This is a genomic window from Microbacterium arabinogalactanolyticum (assembly GCF_030268005.1).
Lineage (GTDB): Bacteria > Actinomycetota > Actinomycetes > Actinomycetales > Microbacteriaceae > Microbacterium > Microbacterium arabinogalactanolyticum.
In genome coordinates this window covers 686,732-703,161 of the sequence record NZ_BRZC01000007.1, presented here as the reverse complement: position 1 = coordinate 703,161, position 16,430 = coordinate 686,732, and the positions used below count along the sequence as shown (strand labels likewise).

Genomic DNA, 16,430 nt, shown 5'->3' with positions numbered 1-16,430 from the left:
AAGTTTTACGAACAGCCGGCCGGGCTGATCGTGAACCGCTTCGAACCGTGCAGGAGACGACGATGTCCTATGCCCACCTCTCCCTCCGCCGCCGGGCGCTGACTGCTCTGACAGCGGCCGCGCTCGTCGTCCCCCTGGGGCTCATCGCGCAGTCCGGCGCCGCTCATGCGGCTGCCACGAGCGGAGAGCAGGAGGCTTCGGTCTTGATCTCGCAGGGTCGCCCGACGGCGACGTCGTCGATCGAGGACGCGGGTTTCGAGGGGGCGAAGGCGGTCGATGCGGATGCGACGTCGACGCGGTGGGCCAGTGAGGAGGGTGTGGATCCGCAGTGGATCCGCGTGGACCTGGGCGCGGGCGCGACGGTGTCGAAGGTGGTGCTGAAGTGGGAGGCCGCGTACGCGAGCACGTACCGCGTCGAGATCTCCGCGGACGGCACGTCGTGGACGACCCTCGCGACCGAGTCCGCCGGCGACGGGGGCACGGACGAGTTCGCCGCCCTGACCGGCACGGGCCGCTATCTGCGCGTCTACGGCACCGCCCGTGGCACCGGCTACGGATACTCGCTCTACGACCTCAAGGTGTACGGCACCACCGGCGCCGGCGGCACCGACCCCTCGACCGGGGATGTCATCAGCGTCTCCACCGCCGCCCAGCTGACCACTGCCCTCGCAGCCGTGAAGCCCGGGCAGACCATCAAGATGGCGGCCGGCACGTACCGCGGGAGCTTCGTCGCCGCCACCGCGGGCACGGCATCCGCGCCGATCACCCTGACCGGTCCTCGCGACGCCGTGATCATCAACGAGGCCTCCTCGGGAAGCCTGTCGGGCTGCCCGGCGCCGTCCGCCGACTGGAACTCCGGATACGGGCTGTGGCTGTTCGGGGCCTCCTACTGGAACGTCACCGGGCTGACGGTCGCCGACTCGAAGAAGGGCATCGTGCTCGACGGCGCCACCCACGTCACCATCGACGGAGTGCTGGTGCGCGACATCGCCGAGGAGGGCGTGCACTTCCGCCGCTCGTCCGCCGACGGGGTGCTGCGCAACTCCGAGATCGTGCGCACCGGACTGGTGAAGCCGGGATACGGCGAAGCGGTCTACCTCGGTTCGGCGAACTCCAACTACGACTGCTACGCCGACGCCAGCGGCTTCGACCGCTCCGACCGCATCCAGGTGCTCGACAACAGGATCGGCCCCGGCGTCGCGGCCGAGCTGATCGACGTCAAGGAGGGAACGCGGGACGGCATCGTGCGCGGCAACACCTTCAACGGCACGGGGCTGTCCGGCGAGAACTCCGCCGACTCCTGGGTGGACGTGAAGGGCAACGGCTACCTCTTCGAGGGCAACACCGGCACCTTCGCCTCGCCCGGTGTCTTCGCGAACGGCTACGAGACCCACAACCCGCTGACCGGATCCGGTTGCGGCAACATCTGGCGCGGCAACAGCTCCGACCTCGGCGGTGTGGGGCAGTACGCCGTGAACGTCACCTCCACGTCCAAGTGCGCGGATGCCCCCAACGTCGTGATGGACACGAACACGGTCGCGAACGCCGTCACCGGTCTCACGAACATCGCCGTCACGCCGTCGGGGACGACCCCCGCCGAGCCCGGGAGCGCCGCGACCGTGGTCAGCTCGATCTCCGCGCTGCAGTCGGCGATCGACTCCGCGGATGCCGGCGACACCATCGTGCTGAAGAACGGCTCCTACAGCGTCTCCGGAAGCATCGACGTCTCCGGAGGAGGAACCGCGGGGGTGCCCGTGACGATCAAGGCCGAGACCGTCGGCGGCGTGACGCTGAGCGGGTCGAAGAGCTTCACGTTCTCGGGCGCGCACGACGTCGTCATCCAGGGCTTCCGGTTCACCCAGTCGACCACCCTGGAGGTGCCGGCGGACAGCAGGCGCATCACGTTCAGCCGAGACGAGTTCGTCTTCGCGCAGAGCGCCGAGCACAACCTGATGATCCGTGCCGACGACTCCGTCGTGGAGTACAGCTGGTTCCACGGCAAGAACACCATCGGCGTGTATCTCGGCATCGAGGGTGCGGGCACCACGGACATGGCCACCGGTGTACGAGTGCACCACAACTACTTCTCCGACCAGAACTTCACCGGTTCGAACGGCGGGGAGTGCATCCGCCTCGGTGTCAGCCCTCGTGCGCTGAGCGTGGCGGGAGCCGTCGTCGAGTACAACCTGTTCGAGAACGCCAACGGCGACCCGGAGGCGATCTCGGTCAAGTCCAGCGGCAACACGGTGCGCTACAACACGATCCGCAACAGCTTCGGCGGCATCGTGCTGCGCCACGGCAACGACAACACCGTCATGGGCAACAGGATCATGGACGGCACCAACGGCATCCGGATCTACGGCAACGACCACGAGATCATCGACAACTACCTCGCCGGTCTCAGCAAGGACGGCATCGTGATCGGCTCGGGCACGGAACGGGATCACTACGAGGGCGAGCCCGCCGAGTCGCGCAAGCAGAACGATGCCCCCGACCGCATCCGCATCGCACTGAACACGATCGTCGGCAACGGTGACGGCATCAGCGGCGAGACGAACCGCACGGTCCCGCCGCTGAACGTCACCATCGTCGACAACATCGTCCAGGGCGACACGGGGCACCTCGCCGACGTCCCGCTCATGCAGGACTTCTACTGGCGCGGCAACATCCTGTGGGGCGCGGCGGTGAACGGCAACATCCCGAAGGTCGGCTTCGTCCGGGTGAACCCGCAGCTCTCGAAGGATGCCGCGGGCACCTGGCGGATCGGGGCGTCCAGCCCCGCCGTCGACGCGGCGACCCAGACGAACCACGCGAACTGGGTGACCGACGACATCGACGGCCGCGCCCGCACAGGTGTGTACGACGTGGGAGCGCACGAGGTCACCACCGCACCGGCGACCCGTGCACCGCTCACCACGGCCGACGTGGGGCCGAAGGCCCCGTGACGGGCAGCGCAGTAGGCTCAGGGCATGACCATCCCGGAAAACACTTCCCGGAGCAGGACGGCGCGCCCCGCGCCGACACTGCACGACGTGGCCGCGGCGGCCGGCGTGTCCCTCGCGACGGCATCCCGCGTGCTGAACGGCTCCGAGCGCAAGGTCGCCGAGTCGTTCCGCGAACGCGTCGAGCGGGCCGCGGCCGAGCTCGGCTACACCGCGAACGTCTCCGCCCAGACGATCGCGCGGGGCACCTCGCCCGTGATCGCGCTGCTGGTGGCCGACATCGCGGACCCCTACTTCGGGCTGATCGCGTCCGGCGTCGCCCGCGGTGCGGACGAGCAGGGACTGATCGTGACGATCGCGATCACCGAGCGCGAGCCGCAGCGCGAGGCGCGGATCCTGCACGCACTGCGCGGGCAGCGTCCCCGTGGCGTGATCCTCGCGGCATCCCGAGCCGGTGAGCGGGACGCCGCCGCTGTCGACGAGCTGACCGAGTTCGCCTCGCTCGGCGGCCGTACCGTCACCTTCGGCGAGGGCGGTGACCGCAGCATCCGCATCCCCAACCGGGAGGGATCCGAGGAGCTCGGTCGTTCGATGGCGGCACTCGGGTACCGGCGCGCGATCGGGATCGGAGCCTCCGAGGGCGTGAGCACCTCGGACGACAGACTGGCCGGTTTCACCGCCGGCTTCACCGCCGGTGGCGGCGAGGTCGTCCGCGTGCACCGCGGCACCTTCGAGCGGGAGTCGGGCACGGCCTCGATGACGGAGGCGCTCGCCGCCGGCGTCGAGCCCGGCACGCTGATCTTCGCGCTCAGCGATGTGGTGGCGATCGGGGCGATGACCGCGATCCGGGACGCGGGCCGCACCGTCGGCGAGGACATCGCGGTGTGCGGATTCGACGACGTGCCGGTCAGCCGCGATGTGACTCCGCAGCTCACCACCGTGCGCGTGCCGCTCAGCGAACTCGGCTATCAGGCATTCCGCGCGACGGTCGCCGACGAGTGGGAGCAGCCGCCGATGGAGATCGAGGTGCTCGTGCGCGACAGCACGCCCGGGATCGCTCGATGAGGGTCGTCTTCGCGCCGGACAGCTTCAAGGGGACCATCACGGCGGCGGATGCCGCGCAGGCGCTCGCCGAGGGCTTGGCGCAGGTGGCCCCGGGCGCGGAGCTCGTACTGCGGCCCATGGCCGACGGGGGAGAGGGCACGGTCGCGGCCTTCGCCGCCGCAGTGGCCGGCGCGGAGCGGATGCCCCTCACCGTCGACGGACCGGCCGGCGTGCCGGTCGAGACCTCGTGGCTGCTGCTCCCGGCATCCGCGGATGCCCCGGCAGGCACGGCCGTGATCGACCTCGCGTCCACCTCGGGGATCGAGCTGCTCGGCGAGCTGCGCCCGTGGGATGCGGACTCGACCGGGTTCGGGCAGGCGATCGCCGCGGCTCTCGACCACGGCGTCTCGCGCCTCATCCTCGGGATCGGCTCCAGCGCGTCCACCGACGGCGGCACGGGGATGCTGCGCGCTCTGGGCGCGCGGTTCCTCACCGCTGACGGTGCCGACGCGGCACGGGGCGCCCGCGGCCTCGCCGCGATCGTCCGGGCGGATCTGACCGCGCTCCGTCCCGCGCCCGAGACGCTCGTGCTCAGCGACGTGACCAATCCGCTCATCGGGCCCCGCGGCGCCGCCGAGGTGTTCGGCCCGCAGAAGGGGCTCACGGATGCCGCGGATCGGGCCCTCGCGGATGCCGGCCTCGCCGCGCTCGCGCAGCTGCTCGGCCTCGATCCGTCGACGCCGGGCGCAGGTGCCGCCGGCGGCGTGGGCGGTGCGCTCGTCGCCTGGGGCGCGCGGCTGCTGCCCGGTGCCGGGGAGGTCGCCCGGCTGATCGGCCTCGCGGACGCCCTCACCGGCGCCGATCTGGTCGTGACGGGGGAGGGGTCGTACGACGGTCAGTCCGGCGACGGCAAGGTGCCCTCGTTCGTGGCCTCGGTCGCCGCGGATGCCGGTGCCCGCGCCGCCGTGGTGGCGGGGCGCATCACCGATGACGCCGACACCGGCCTGTTCGCCGGCTCGCTCTCGCTCACCGAACTCGCCGGATCATCGGCATCCGCTCTGGCGGAGCCCGCCCGCTGGCTGCGCGAGGCCGGCGCGGAGCTCGCCCGCCGCCTCGCCTGACCTGCCGCGACTGACCGGCCGCTCCTGACCTGCCTGCCCGCGCCTGCGGACCGGCCGCGAACGGGTACGGGTGCACGACCGGGGAACACCTGCACGATCGATTCGGCGATCCGGTCGTGCAATCGTTCCCGCGTCGCGCAACTGTGCTGTTCCCGACCGCATGTGCAGGTCCGTGCCCGGCCGTGTGCACCCTGCGCGGGCCCGCGCCCGGTCGGATTGACACTCCCCGATACGCGACATAGACTCGCAGCAACGGTTCGGAATACGCTTTCCCGAAATCGATCTCATCATTGACGACGACGTCGAGGACCCCATGACTTCAACGCAGAACGCCACCATGTCGCTCGCGCTCGCACAGGCGCCGGGCGAACCGAACGCCTTCGTCCGCTGGTGGCAGCGCAGCTGGCATCCGGTCGTGTTCGTGATCGCCGTCCTGTTCATCTGGTGGCTCGTCACCACCCTGAAGTGGGTCAAGCCGTTCATCATCCCCTCGCCCGGCGACACCTGGGCGGCCTTCGCGAACAACGCGGCATACCTCGCGCAGCACACCTGGGTCACCACCTACGAGACGCTGGTCGGATTCGTCATCGCCGTGATCGTCGGCCTGTTCGTCGCCGTGATCATGGTGTACTCCCGCGGGCTCGAGCAGACGCTCTACCCCGTCATCCTGTTCGCGCAGGTCATCCCCAAGATCGCCATCGCGCCGCTGTTCATCGTCTGGCTCGGATTCGGCATGGAGCCCAAGATCCTGGTCGCCGTGCTGATGGCGTTCTTCCCCGTCGTGATCTCCGGCCTCGCGGGACTGCGCTCGGTCGACCCCGAGATCCTGCAGCTGACGTCCACGATGGGCGCCGGTCGCTGGCGCACCTTCACCAAGGTGCGACTGCCCGCGGCACTGCCGGAGCTGCTCTCCGGGCTCAAGGTGGCGGCCACGCTCGCCGTCACCGGCGCCGTGGTCGGCGAGTTCGTCGGTGCGAACGAGGGCCTCGGCTACGTCATCCTGCAGGCCAACGGCAACCTCGACACGGCGATGCTGTTCGCCGCGCTCATCATCATGTCGCTGATGGGCGTGCTGCTGTTCGCGATCATCCAGATCGCCGAGAAGTTCCTCATCCCGTGGCACGCGTCCAAGCGCGACGTCGGCGCCGCGACCGTCCGCCTCTGACCCTGCCAGCACCCGTACCCTGCACCATCACACACAAGGAGCACTGATGAAGAAGTCAGCATCCATCCTCAGCACCCTCGCCGTCATCACGGCATCCGCCCTCGCCCTGGTCGGCTGCGGCGCCTCCGCGCCGGCAGGCGACGGCGGTGCGCCCGCGAAGGGCGACAAGCAGCTCACCGACGTCACGCTCATGCTCAACTGGTACCCGTACGGTGAGCACGCTCCGTTCTACTACGGCGTCGAGAAGGGCATCTTCAAGGACCACGGGATCAACCTGACCATCAAGGCCGGTCAGGGATCCACCAAGACCGCGCAGGCCGTCGGCCAGAAGCAGGTCGACTTCGGCTGGGCCGACACGCCCGCCGTGCTCGCCAACATCGACAAGGGCGTGGCGATCAAGAGCGTCGGCGTCTTCCTGCAGACCACGCCGTCGGCTGTGCAGGTCTTCGCCGACTCCGGCATCGAGAAGCCGAAGGACCTCGAGGGCAAGACGATCGCGGTCTCGGCGGGCGACGCCCCGACCACGACGTTCCCGCTGTACCTCGAAGCGGTCGGGCTGAAGGAGTCCGACGTCAAGCAGCAGAACCTCGACCCCGCAGGCAAGATCGCGGCCGTGCTCTCCGGCCAGGTCGACGGACTGATCGGCTTCGCGCACGACCAGGGCCCGACGATCGCCGCGAAGAGCGGCAAGAAGATGACCTACCTGCGCTACTCGGACGCCGGCCTGAACTTCTACAGCAACGGCCTGATCGCGCCCGACGACACCATCAAGGACAAGCCCGAGCTGGTCAAGGAGATGGTGGCCGCCACCTCCGAGGCGTTCGCCGCCGCGCAGAAGGACCCCGAGGCGGCCGTGGCGTCGATGGCGGGCAAGGACCCGCAGATGCCGGCGAAGGACGTGCTGCTGGACCAGTGGAACGAGACCATCAAGCTGCTCAGCACCAAGGCGACCGAGGGCAAGGCGCCCGGAACCAACGCCACCGAGGACTGGCAGGCCACGCTCGACGTGCTGTCGAAGGCCGGCCTGATCTCGGGCGACGGCGACGTGAAGACCTACTTCGACGCGTCCTTCGCCCCCGGCAAGTGACCGCGGCACGCCCGTACCCCGATCAGGAGATGACCGACATGACGCAGACGAGCGCGGCGCTGGAGATCACCGACGTCTCGATCACCTTCGCCTCCAAGCGCGGACGGGTGTCGGCGCTGGAGGGCGTCGACCTGGACGTGCAGGCGGGGGAGTTCATCACCATCGCCGGGCCCTCGGGCTGCGGCAAGTCCACCCTGCTGAAGGCCGTCGCCGGCCTGACCCTGCCGAGCTCCGGCAGGGTCAGGCTCAACGGCGAGGACGTGACCGGCCCCAGGCAGGACATCGGATACGTGTTCCAGCGCGCGGCTCTGCTCGAGTGGCGCAGCGTGCGCGGCAACATCCTGCTGCAGGCCGAGATGCGCGGCATGGACTCGAAGAAGGCGCAGGCCCGTGCCGACGAGCTGATCGAGATGACCGGCCTGACCGGCTTCGAGAAGGCCCTCCCGCACGAGCTGTCCGGCGGCATGCAGCAGCGCGTGTCGCTGTGCCGTGCCCTGCTGCACGAGCCGCGAGTGCTGCTGATGGACGAGCCCTTCGGCGCGCTGGACGCCCTGACGCGCGAGAAGATGAACGTCGAGCTCAACCGCATCTGGGCGCAGACCGGCACCACCGTGCTGCTGGTCACGCACTCGGTGGCCGAAGCGGTCTACCTCGCCAGCCGGGTGGTCGTGATGAGCCCGCGCCCCGGGCGCATCCTCGAGGAGCATCGCGTGGACCTGCCCGCCGAGCGCGGCTACGCGCAGACGCTCGAGACGCCCGAGTTCACCCGGATCTCCAGTCGCGTGCGCGAACTGCTGGGCTCGCCCGGCGGCGACTGACGGGCACGGATGCACGACCCGGGAACACCTGCACGATCGAAGCCGTGATCCGATCGTGCATCCGTTCCCGGGCCGTGCAGGTGTCCCCGCGCGCGCGGCGCGGGCCGTGCGGGTGCGTCAGCCCCCGAGCGCGGCGCTGACCACCGCCCGGGCCTCGTCCTGCACCTTCGCGAGATGCTCGGGCCCGAGCAGGCTCTCGGCGTACAGCTTGTAGACGTCCTCCGTGCCCGACGGGCGCGCGGCGAACCAGGCGTGCTCGGTCTGCACCTTCAGGCCGCCGATCGCGGCGCCGTTGCCAGGGGCGTGCGAGAGCTTCGCCGTGATCTCCTCACCGGCGAGGTCGGTGGCGGTCACGGCATCCGGTGCCAGCTTGCCGAGCGTCGCCTTCTGCTCCGGCGTCGCCGGCGCGTCCACGCGCTGGTAGGCGGATGCCCCGAACGCGGCCTCCAGCTCGGCATACCGCTCGGAGGGGGACTTGCCGGTCACCGCGATGATCTCGGCGGCCAGCAGGCACAGCAGGATGCCGTCCTTGTCGGTCGACCACACGCTGCCGTCGTGGCGCAGGAACGACGCACCGGCGGACTCCTCGCCGCCGAACGCGACGGATCCGTCGAGCAGGCCGGGCACGAACCACTTGAAGCCGACCGGAACCTCCAGCAGGCGGCGGCCCAGCGACCCGGCGACCCGGTCGATGATCATCGACGACACCAGGGTCTTGCCGATCGCGGCGTCACGCGGCCACGAGGCGCGGTGCGAGAACAGGTAGTCGATCGCGACGGCCAGGTAGTGGTTGGGGTTCATCAGCCCGGCATCCGGGGTGACGATGCCGTGCCGGTCGGCGTCGGCGTCGTTGCCGGTGAGCACGTCGAAGTCGCCCTTCTTGGCGACCAGGGAGGCCATCGCCGACGGCGACGACGGGTCCATCCGGATCTTCTCGTCCCAGTCCAGCGTCATGAAGCGCCAGGTCGGGTCGACCTCGGGGTTGACGACCGTCAGGTCGAGCCCGTGCAGGTCCTTGATGAGCTGCCAGTACTCCACCGAGGCGCCGCCCAGTGGGTCGGCGCCGATCCGCACGCCCGCGCGCTTGATCGCGTCGATGTCGATGATGTTCGGCAGGTCCCGCACGTAGGCGTCGCGGAAGTCGTATCCGGTGATGGCGTCCCAGTCGATGTCGGCGAAGCTCTCGCGCTTGACGCCCTCCAGCTTCGCCTCGATCAGCTCGTTGGCGCGCTGGGCGATCCACCCGGTGGCGTCCGTGTCGGCGGGTCCGCCGTGCGGCGGGTTGTACTTGAAGCCGCCGTCGCGGGGCGGGTTGTGCGACGGGGTCACGACGATGCCGTCCGCGCGGCCGGCGTCGTCAGTGGCGCGGCCGCGGTTGTAGGTGAGGATGGCATGGCTGAGCGCCGGCGTCGGCACCCAGGCATCCCGCGAGTCGACCCGCACGTCCACGCCGTTCGCGATCAGCACCTCGATGGCGCTGCGCTCGGCGGGAAGTGACAGCGCGTGGGTGTCGCGGCCGAGGAACAGCGGACCTGTGATGCCCTGCCCGTTGCGGTAGTCGACGATCGCCTGCGTGGTCGCGAGGATGTGGTCCTCGTTGAAGCTGGACGACAGCGCCGAGCCGCGATGGCCGCTGGTCCCGAACACGACGCGCTGCGTCGCGACCGCCGGATTAGGATGCCGGTCGTAGTACGCGGCGATCAGCTCGTCGACATCGATGAGGTCCTTTTCCTCCGCGGGGAGGCCTGCACGGCTCGTCATGTGCATAGTCTGCCCCGCAGGTCGCCGTCGCGCATCTTCGGAGTCATGCGGATGCGGTCGGGCGGACATCAGGGTCGCCTGTGCCGTACGGTTCACGCGGGAATGTGCGCTTCGCGCGGATCGGATGCCGGATTCCGTCCGCGGCAGGCGTACATCTCCGCGCGAAGCGCACGCGCAGCCCGTAAGGATCGCCCGCCGTAACCCGGCGGATGCCCGGGACTAGGCTTGCCGGGTGACCGAACGCCGCACGTACAGCTACCTGGGCCCTGCCGGAACCTTCACCGAAGCGGCCCTGGACCAGGTGCCCGAGGCCCGTGGTCACGAGTGGAAGCCCGTGCACAACGTGGGCGAGGCCCTCGCCGACGTGCTGTCGGGGGTGTCGGATGCCGCGATGATCGCGATCGAGAACTCGATCGAGGGCGGCGTCTCCACGACGCTGGACGCCCTGGCGACGAACCCGGGCCTGCGGATCATCGGCGAGTATCTCGTCAAGGTGAACTTCGTGCTGGTCGGAGCTCCGGGGACGAAGCTCGAGGATGTGCAGGTCATCGCGGCGCACCCCGTCGCCTACGCGCAGTGCCACGGCTGGCTCGGAGCGCACCTCCCCAGGCACGCTCATGTTCCGGCGGCCAGCAATGTGGCATCCGCTCTGGGCATCCTGGACGGAACGCTGCCGGCGCAGGCCGCGATCGCGGCGCCCGGCATCGTGCAGCACCAGGACGTCGAGGTGCTGGCCGAGCAGATCGGCGACAACGACAACGCCGTGACCCGCTTCGTGCTGGTCTCGCGCACCACCGCCGCCGGGGCGCCGACCGGTGCCGACAAGACCTCGCTGATCGTCGAGCTGCCCGACGACCGACCGGGCGCCCTGCTGGAGATGCTGGAGCAGTTCTCCACCCGAGGCATCAACCTGTCGCTGATCGAGTCGCGGCCCATCGGCGACGAACTGGGACGGTACCGCTTCGTGCTCGACGCCGACGGCCACATCCAGGACGAGCGCATGGCCGACGCGCTGCTCGGCATCCGCCGGTTCAGCCCCCGGGTGGTGTTCCTCGGCTCCTATCCGCGTGCCGACCGCCGCATCGTGCAGTACCCCGACCGGTACGCCGACGAGATCTTCGTCGAGGCCCGCGACTGGCTGCGCGGTCTGATCGCCGGCGAGCCCGACGAGGCGTAGGCGCTCAGCGCGCGAGCAGCTCCAGGGTCTGCACGCGACCGGGGGTCGCGTCCAGCGGTTCGGACTCGAAAGATCCGGCCACCGGCGAGATCATGATCTCGTCCACGCCGTACTGCGCGGCGAAGGCGTCCAGCGTGGTGCGCACCTCACCGGCTTCGCCGATGAACCAGTTGGCGCGGATGCCGTCGACGAGCGTCTGCTCGCCGGCATCCGCCTCGGCCAGACCGCGCTGCGCCTGCTCGACCGACTCCAGCGGGGTGAGCGGCTGGTTGCGGCGCAGCCGCGTCATCATGCGCAGCTGCGGCAGCGCGCGAGCCGCTGCCTCGTCGGCGGACGGCGCGGCGACGACGTTCGCGGTCAGGAACGTCCGGGGTGTCTCGAGCACGGAAGACGGCTGGAACGCCGACCGGTACAGGTCGAGCGCACGCTGCAGTCCCTGACCGGAGAAGTGGTTCGCGAACACGTAGGGCAGGCCGAGGGATGCCGCGAGCTGGGCCGAGTAGTCGCTCGAACCCAGGAGCCAGATCTCGGGCGCATCGGATGCCATCGGCGTCGCGCGCACGGTGTACTCGCCGCCGCTGGTGAACCGCACGGTCGCGCCCTCGTGACGCAGCATCAGCGCGATGTCCTGCACGTGCGAGGGGAAGCGCTCGACGTCGCCGGAGGTGCCCGACTGGCGCAGCAGCTGCGTGATCACGGGGTCGCTGCCCGGGGCGCGCCCGATGCCGAGGTCGATGCGTCCGGGCGCGATGGCCTCGAGCGCGGCGAACTGCTCGGCCACGACCAGTGGGGCGTGGTTGGGCAGCATGACGCCGCCCGAGCCGACCCGGATCCGAGACGTGCGCGACGCCGCGGCCGCGATCAGCACCGGGGGAGCCGTGGATGCCACGGACGGCATGTTGTGGTGCTCCGCGAACCAGTAGCGCCGGTAGCCGAGCTCATCGGCGCGCTGGGCGAGCGCCATCGATGCGGCCACCGCCTGCGCGCTGGTCTGGGTGGAGCCGTCGACGCCGGAGCGGACGGGAACGAGATCGAGGACGGAGAGCGCTGCAGAAGTCATCATCAGGGGCAACCGAAGCGGATGCTGTGGCATTCCGCGCTTTCGGTCGCAACCAAGGCCGCCGGTCGCGTGGCGCACGGCGGTGGCCCCGGCGCCAGGGGCTTGACGCATCGCATCCGCCCGGCGTAATCCGGGATCAGGTGACGCCATGTGGAACTTCGAGGACAGAGCCGACGCGGGCCGGGAACTCGCCCGTGAGCTGACGCATCGCGCCCACGAGGACTGTGTCGTGCTCGGCCTGCCGCGCGGCGGCGTGCCCGTGGCCGCGGAGGTGGCTCGTGCGCTCGCCGCTCCGCTGGACGTCCTGATCGTGCGCAAGGTCGGGGCGCCCGGGCATCCGGAGGTGGCGATGGGCGCGGTCGGCGAGGACGACGCCGTCGTGCGCAACGCCGGCGTGATCAGCATCACCGGCGCCGACGAGGCGACGCTCGCCGCGGCCGAGCAGCGCGAGCGCGCCGAGGTGGAGCGCAGATCGCGGATGCTGCGCGAGGGCCGCCCCGCAGAGTCGATCGAGGGCCGTGTCGCGATCATCGTGGATGACGGGATCGCGACCGGGGCGACCATGCGGACGGCGTGCGCGATCGCCCGCGCCCGCGGTGCGTCGCACGTGGTGGTCGCCGTTCCGGTGGCGGCGCCGGATGCTCTGGATCAGCTGACCGATGCGGACGAGGTGGTCTGCCTCTGCGCGCCGCGTGACTTCATGACCGTCGGCATGTACTACACGGACTTCCGGCAGACCCCGGATGAGGAGGTGGTCCGGCTGCTCGCCGCCGCACGGTGAGCGCGGCGCTCTCGGCGAAGCGCGGTCCGGCGCCGGGATGAGCGGGAGTGGCCGCGTTAGCCTTGCCCCCATGGACGCGAGCATCTTCTTCGTCATCGTCGGTGCGGTCGCGGTGGCGGCGGTCGCGCGCTGGCGGGGGTGGCCGGCGCCGCTGCTGGTCACGGTGGTCGCGCTCGCAGCGGCATTCCTGCCGTTCGTGCCGAACCCCTCGATCGACGGTCACGTGCTGCTGAACCTCGTGCTGCCACCGCTGCTGTACTCGGCGGCGCTCGACGTCTCGTTCATCAGCTTCACCCGCGCCATGCCGCAGATCCGCAGGCTCGGGATCGGCCTGGTGGTCGTGACGACCGTCGTGGTCGGCCTGGTCGCGTGGTGGCTGCTGCCGGAGCTGACGCTTCCCGGGGCGCTGCTGCTGGGGGCGATCGTCGCCCCGCCGGATGCCGTCTCCGCCGCCGCCATCGGCCGCAAGCTGGGTCTGCCGCGCCGGGTGATGACGGTGCTGTCGGGGGAGAGCCTGATCAATGACGCCACCTCGCTGACGCTGTACCGCGTGTTCGCCGCGACGGTGGTCACGGGTGCCGCCTTCAACTTCTGGTCGACGATCTGGCAGTTCCTGCTGGCGGTGATCGTCGGCGTGCTGATCGGGCTGGTCTTCGGGCTGTTCATGCATCAGCTGCGGATGCGCAGCGATGACGCGGTCATCAACGGCACGGTCGGACTGCTCGCGCCGTTCGGCGCCTACGCGATCGCCGAGCAGCTCGGCGGCTCGGGCGTGATCGCCGTGGTCGCGATGGGACTCTACGTCGGCTTCAACGCCCCGCGCACCAGTTACACGACGAGGCAGCAGGAGGCGCCGCTGTGGCTGAGCGCCGACTTCCTGCTGGAGTCGTTCGTGTTCGCCTACATCGGCCTGCAGCTGCCGCGAGTGGTCGCCGACCTCAACGACGGCGAGGTCTGGCCCGTGATCGGGCTGTCGGCCGCGGTGCTTCTCGTCGTCCTGCTGGTGCGTCCCCTGTTCGTGTTCCCCGCCAGTGCGTGGGGCCAGTGGTGGACGCGTATGCGCCTGCGCAAGTGGGAGCGCATGAAGAACGGCGGCGCGGCCGTTCCGGTCACCGTGGAGCGGCGGGGCAGGCATCCGCTCACCGAGGAGCAGCTGCGGCAGCGTCTGACGGAGACCAAGCTGTCCTGGCGCGACAACGCGGTGATCTCGTGGGCAGGGATGCGCGGCGTGGTCACGCTGGCGACCGCGCTCGCCGCGGCCGACATCGCCCAGATGGATGCGCAGGCCGCACATGCCCTCGTGGTGGTCGCGTTCGTGGTGACGGTCGGCACCCTGCTGCTGCAGGGGCTGACGCTGCCCTGGCTGATCCGTGTGCTGCGGGTGGTCGACGACCGCGAGGAGCAGGAGGACGCCCGGCAGATGGCGGCCGTGCGCGAGCGCAGTCGCGAGGCGGGCAAGGCGTATCTGCGGGACATGCGCAAGCAGTGGGCGCAGGAGCAGGGCGAGGATCAGCTGGCGGCCTTCGACGCGTTCGCGAAGCGGCTGATCCGGGTGGAGTCGGATTCTGAGACCACGCAGATCGATCTGAGGCCGCGCCCCACCCAGGAGCAGTTCATGGCCATGGCGAAGGGATGGCTCGCGGTGCGACGCCGTCTGCTGCTGGACGAGCGGGATGCCGGGAACCTCAGCGAAGAGGTCATGCACGAGCTGATCACGGCGATGGATGCCGAGGAGCTGGCGCTCGACACCCGCGCCGCAACCCGCCCGCAGTCGCGCGCCTGACGCCGGAATGCGAGAGCGCCCCGCCCCCTGAGGGGCGAGGCGCTCGGGCATCCGCTCGTCGTCACTTCGCGGCGACGGGCTCCTTGCCGGACTCCGGCTCGGCAGCATCCGCGGCATCCGCCTCGTCGATGTCCTCGGCGAAGGGGAGACCGTTGCGCGGCGCGTTGTACAGGTCGAGATCGAGGATGCCCTCGCGCTTGGCGACGATCGTCGGGACCAGCGCCTGACCGGCGACGTTCACCGCGGTGCGGCCCATGTCGAGGATCGGGTCGATCGCGAGCAGCAGGCCGACGCCCTCCAGCGGCAGGCCCAGGGTCGAGAGCGTCAGCGTGAGCATGACGATCGCGCCGGTGGTGCCCGCGGTGGCGGCGGAGCCGACGACCGAGACGATCACGATCAGCAGGTACTGGATGGGGCTGAGGGTCACGTCGAAGAACTGAGCGACGAAGATCGCGGCGATGGCCGGGTAGATCGCGGCGCAGCCGTCCATCTTGGTGGTTGCGCCGAGCGGCACGGCGAACGAGGCGTAGCCGGAGGGGACGCCGAGGTTGCGCTCGGTGACGCGCTCGGTGAGCGGCAGGGTGCCGATGGAGGAGCGGCTGACGAACGCCAGCTGCACCGCCGGCCACACGCCCGAGAAGTACTGCTTGATCGACAGGCCGTGCGTCTTCACGAGGATCGGGTAGACGACGAACAGCACGATGGCCAGGCCGATGTAGATCGCGCCCGCGAACCAGGCCAGGGCGGTGAGCTTGTCCCAGCCGTACTTGATGACGGCCGAGCCGATCAGGCCGAAGGTGCCGAGCGGGGCGATGCGGATGATCCACCACAGCACGCGCTGGATGACCTTGAGCAGCGACTCGGTGAACGCCAGGAACGGCTCGGCCTTCTTGCCCGCCTTCAGCGCGGCGATGCCGACGGCGGCGGCGACCACGATGACCTGCAGGATGTTGAAGCCGACCCCCGAGGTGACGGTGTTCGTAGTCGGGTCGAGGGAGCTCGAGACGCTGAGTCCGAGGAAGTTCTGCGGGATCAGGCCGAGCAGGAAGTTCCACCAGGTGCCGACCGCGTACGGCTCGCCGGTCTTCAGGCCCTCGCCTGCCTTGCTGCCGGGCTGGATGACCAGGCCGAGCACGATGCCGATCGACACCGCGATGAATGCCGTGATCGCGAACCACAGGATCGTCTGGCCGGCGAGGCGCGCAGCGTTCTGCACGCGGCGCAGGTTGGAGATGCTCGCGACGATCGCGGTGAAGATCAGCGGGACGACGGCCGCCTTCAGCAGCGTGACGTACGAGCCGCCGATGCGGTCGAGGGTGTCGGAGAGGATGGTGTGGTTCTCGTCGCTGGCGCCGAGGGAGACGCCGATGAGGCCGGCGGCGATGCCGAGGACGAGGGCTGCGAGGATCTGGAACCCGAAGGAGGTCAGCAGCTTGCGGACCGGGCCTCGGGTGTCGGGCGCCTTCGGCGCGCGGGCGGTGGTGGTCACAGGGGCTCCATGTGGTCGAGCGGGGAGGGGCGATGCGCGCACCATGCGCGCCATGTTGCCCAACGTTAGGGCGCGCCGCGGAATTCCGGGGATCTTGTGACACTGCGTGACGTCACATGACACGGGACCCGGTCATTGAGCGAGCGCAGCGAGACGAAATGCGTCCCGCGGCCGACACGGAAAAGGGCCGGAACCATTCCCC

Annotated in this window: 12 protein-coding genes; 9 read left to right on the top strand and 3 right to left on the bottom strand. The window is 70.1% G+C overall.

The window, feature by feature from the left end:
• Positions 1-62 precede the first annotated feature (62 nt).
• From MIAR_RS14970 to MIAR_RS14945, 6 genes are all read left to right on the top strand, one after another.
• A complete protein-coding gene (locus MIAR_RS14970) occupies positions 63-2,945 on the top strand; it encodes a chondroitinase-B domain-containing protein (RefSeq protein ID WP_285637611.1) in 2,883 nt (960 codons plus the stop codon).
• 24 nt (positions 2,946-2,969) lie between these two features.
• Positions 2,970-4,007 (top strand): LacI family DNA-binding transcriptional regulator, encoded by a 1,038-nt coding sequence (locus MIAR_RS14965; RefSeq protein ID WP_285637609.1) that lies wholly within the window; start codon positions 2,970-2,972, stop codon positions 4,005-4,007.
• Positions 4,004-5,107 carry a glycerate kinase family protein gene (locus MIAR_RS14960; protein WP_285637608.1) on the top strand — a complete coding sequence of 368 codons (1,104 nt, stop codon included), beginning with the start codon at positions 4,004-4,006 and terminating at the stop codon, positions 5,105-5,107. The genes MIAR_RS14965 and MIAR_RS14960 overlap by 4 nt, the downstream gene beginning before the upstream one ends.
• A gap of 313 nt (positions 5,108-5,420) precedes the next feature.
• On the top strand, positions 5,421-6,272 hold the full coding sequence (locus MIAR_RS14955; RefSeq protein ID WP_285637607.1) for an ABC transporter permease: 852 nt from the start codon (positions 5,421-5,423) through the stop codon (positions 6,270-6,272).
• A gap of 46 nt (positions 6,273-6,318) precedes the next feature.
• Entirely contained in the window at positions 6,319-7,359 is a 1,041-nt protein-coding gene (locus MIAR_RS14950) for an ABC transporter substrate-binding protein (protein ID WP_285637606.1), read from the top strand.
• A gap of 38 nt (positions 7,360-7,397) precedes the next feature.
• Positions 7,398-8,177, top strand: coding sequence for an ABC transporter ATP-binding protein (locus MIAR_RS14945; RefSeq protein ID WP_285637604.1), 780 nt, complete (start codon positions 7,398-7,400; stop codon positions 8,175-8,177).
• A 117-nt stretch (positions 8,178-8,294) separates the two neighbouring features.
• Here the strand turns inward: MIAR_RS14945 and pgm are convergent, their stop codons facing one another.
• Complete coding sequence (gene pgm, locus MIAR_RS14940) at positions 8,295-9,938, bottom strand: phosphoglucomutase (alpha-D-glucose-1,6-bisphosphate-dependent) (protein ID WP_285637603.1); 1,644 nt, start codon at positions 9,936-9,938, stop codon at positions 8,295-8,297.
• 232 nt (positions 9,939-10,170) lie between these two features.
• Between pgm and pheA the strand changes: the two genes are divergently transcribed.
• Positions 10,171-11,115 carry a prephenate dehydratase gene (pheA, locus tag MIAR_RS14935; RefSeq protein WP_285637602.1) on the top strand — a complete coding sequence of 315 codons (945 nt, stop codon included), beginning with the start codon at positions 10,171-10,173 and terminating at the stop codon, positions 11,113-11,115.
• 4 nt (positions 11,116-11,119) lie between these two features.
• On the opposite strand, the gene MIAR_RS14930 is transcribed toward pheA, so the two are convergent.
• A complete protein-coding gene (locus MIAR_RS14930) occupies positions 11,120-12,175 on the bottom strand; it encodes an LLM class flavin-dependent oxidoreductase (protein WP_285638535.1) in 1,056 nt (351 codons plus the stop codon).
• Between the two features lie 148 nt (positions 12,176-12,323).
• Between MIAR_RS14930 and MIAR_RS14925 the strand changes: the two genes are divergently transcribed.
• Positions 12,324-12,956, top strand: a complete 633-nt coding sequence (locus MIAR_RS14925) for a phosphoribosyltransferase (RefSeq protein WP_285637601.1) — start codon at positions 12,324-12,326, stop codon at positions 12,954-12,956.
• A gap of 70 nt (positions 12,957-13,026) precedes the next feature.
• Positions 13,027-14,739 (top strand): cation:proton antiporter, encoded by a 1,713-nt coding sequence (locus MIAR_RS14920; protein ID WP_285637600.1) that lies wholly within the window; start codon positions 13,027-13,029, stop codon positions 14,737-14,739.
• 61 nt (positions 14,740-14,800) lie between these two features.
• Here MIAR_RS14920 and MIAR_RS14915 read toward each other — a convergent pair whose 3' ends face one another.
• A complete protein-coding gene (locus tag MIAR_RS14915) occupies positions 14,801-16,273 on the bottom strand; it encodes a dicarboxylate/amino acid:cation symporter (protein WP_425561617.1) in 1,473 nt (490 codons plus the stop codon).
• Positions 16,274-16,430 lie beyond the last annotated feature (157 nt).

Excerpts from the sequence above, each read along its gene's own strand:
- pgm (WP_285637603.1), bottom strand. The coding sequence starts at position 9,938 with ATGACGAGCCGTGCAGGCCTCCCCGCGGAGGAAAAGGACCTCATCGAT.
- MIAR_RS14965 (WP_285637609.1), top strand. The coding sequence starts at position 2,970 with ATGACCATCCCGGAAAACACTTCCCGGAGCAGGACGGCGCGCCCCGCG.
- MIAR_RS14970 (WP_285637611.1), top strand. The coding sequence starts at position 63 with ATGTCCTATGCCCACCTCTCCCTCCGCCGCCGGGCGCTGACTGCTCTG.
- MIAR_RS14930 (WP_285638535.1), bottom strand. The coding sequence starts at position 12,175 with ATGACTTCTGCAGCGCTCTCCGTCCTCGATCTCGTTCCCGTCCGCTCC.
- MIAR_RS14920 (WP_285637600.1), top strand. The coding sequence starts at position 13,027 with ATGGACGCGAGCATCTTCTTCGTCATCGTCGGTGCGGTCGCGGTGGCG.
- MIAR_RS14925 (WP_285637601.1), top strand. The coding sequence starts at position 12,324 with ATGTGGAACTTCGAGGACAGAGCCGACGCGGGCCGGGAACTCGCCCGT.
- MIAR_RS14915 (WP_425561617.1), bottom strand. The coding sequence starts at position 16,273 with ATGGTGCGCGCATCGCCCCTCCCCGCTCGACCACATGGAGCCCCTGTG.
- MIAR_RS14955 (WP_285637607.1), top strand. The coding sequence starts at position 5,421 with ATGACTTCAACGCAGAACGCCACCATGTCGCTCGCGCTCGCACAGGCG.
- MIAR_RS14950 (WP_285637606.1), top strand. The coding sequence starts at position 6,319 with ATGAAGAAGTCAGCATCCATCCTCAGCACCCTCGCCGTCATCACGGCA.
- MIAR_RS14960 (WP_285637608.1), top strand. The coding sequence starts at position 4,004 with ATGAGGGTCGTCTTCGCGCCGGACAGCTTCAAGGGGACCATCACGGCG.
- MIAR_RS14945 (WP_285637604.1), top strand. The coding sequence starts at position 7,398 with ATGACGCAGACGAGCGCGGCGCTGGAGATCACCGACGTCTCGATCACC.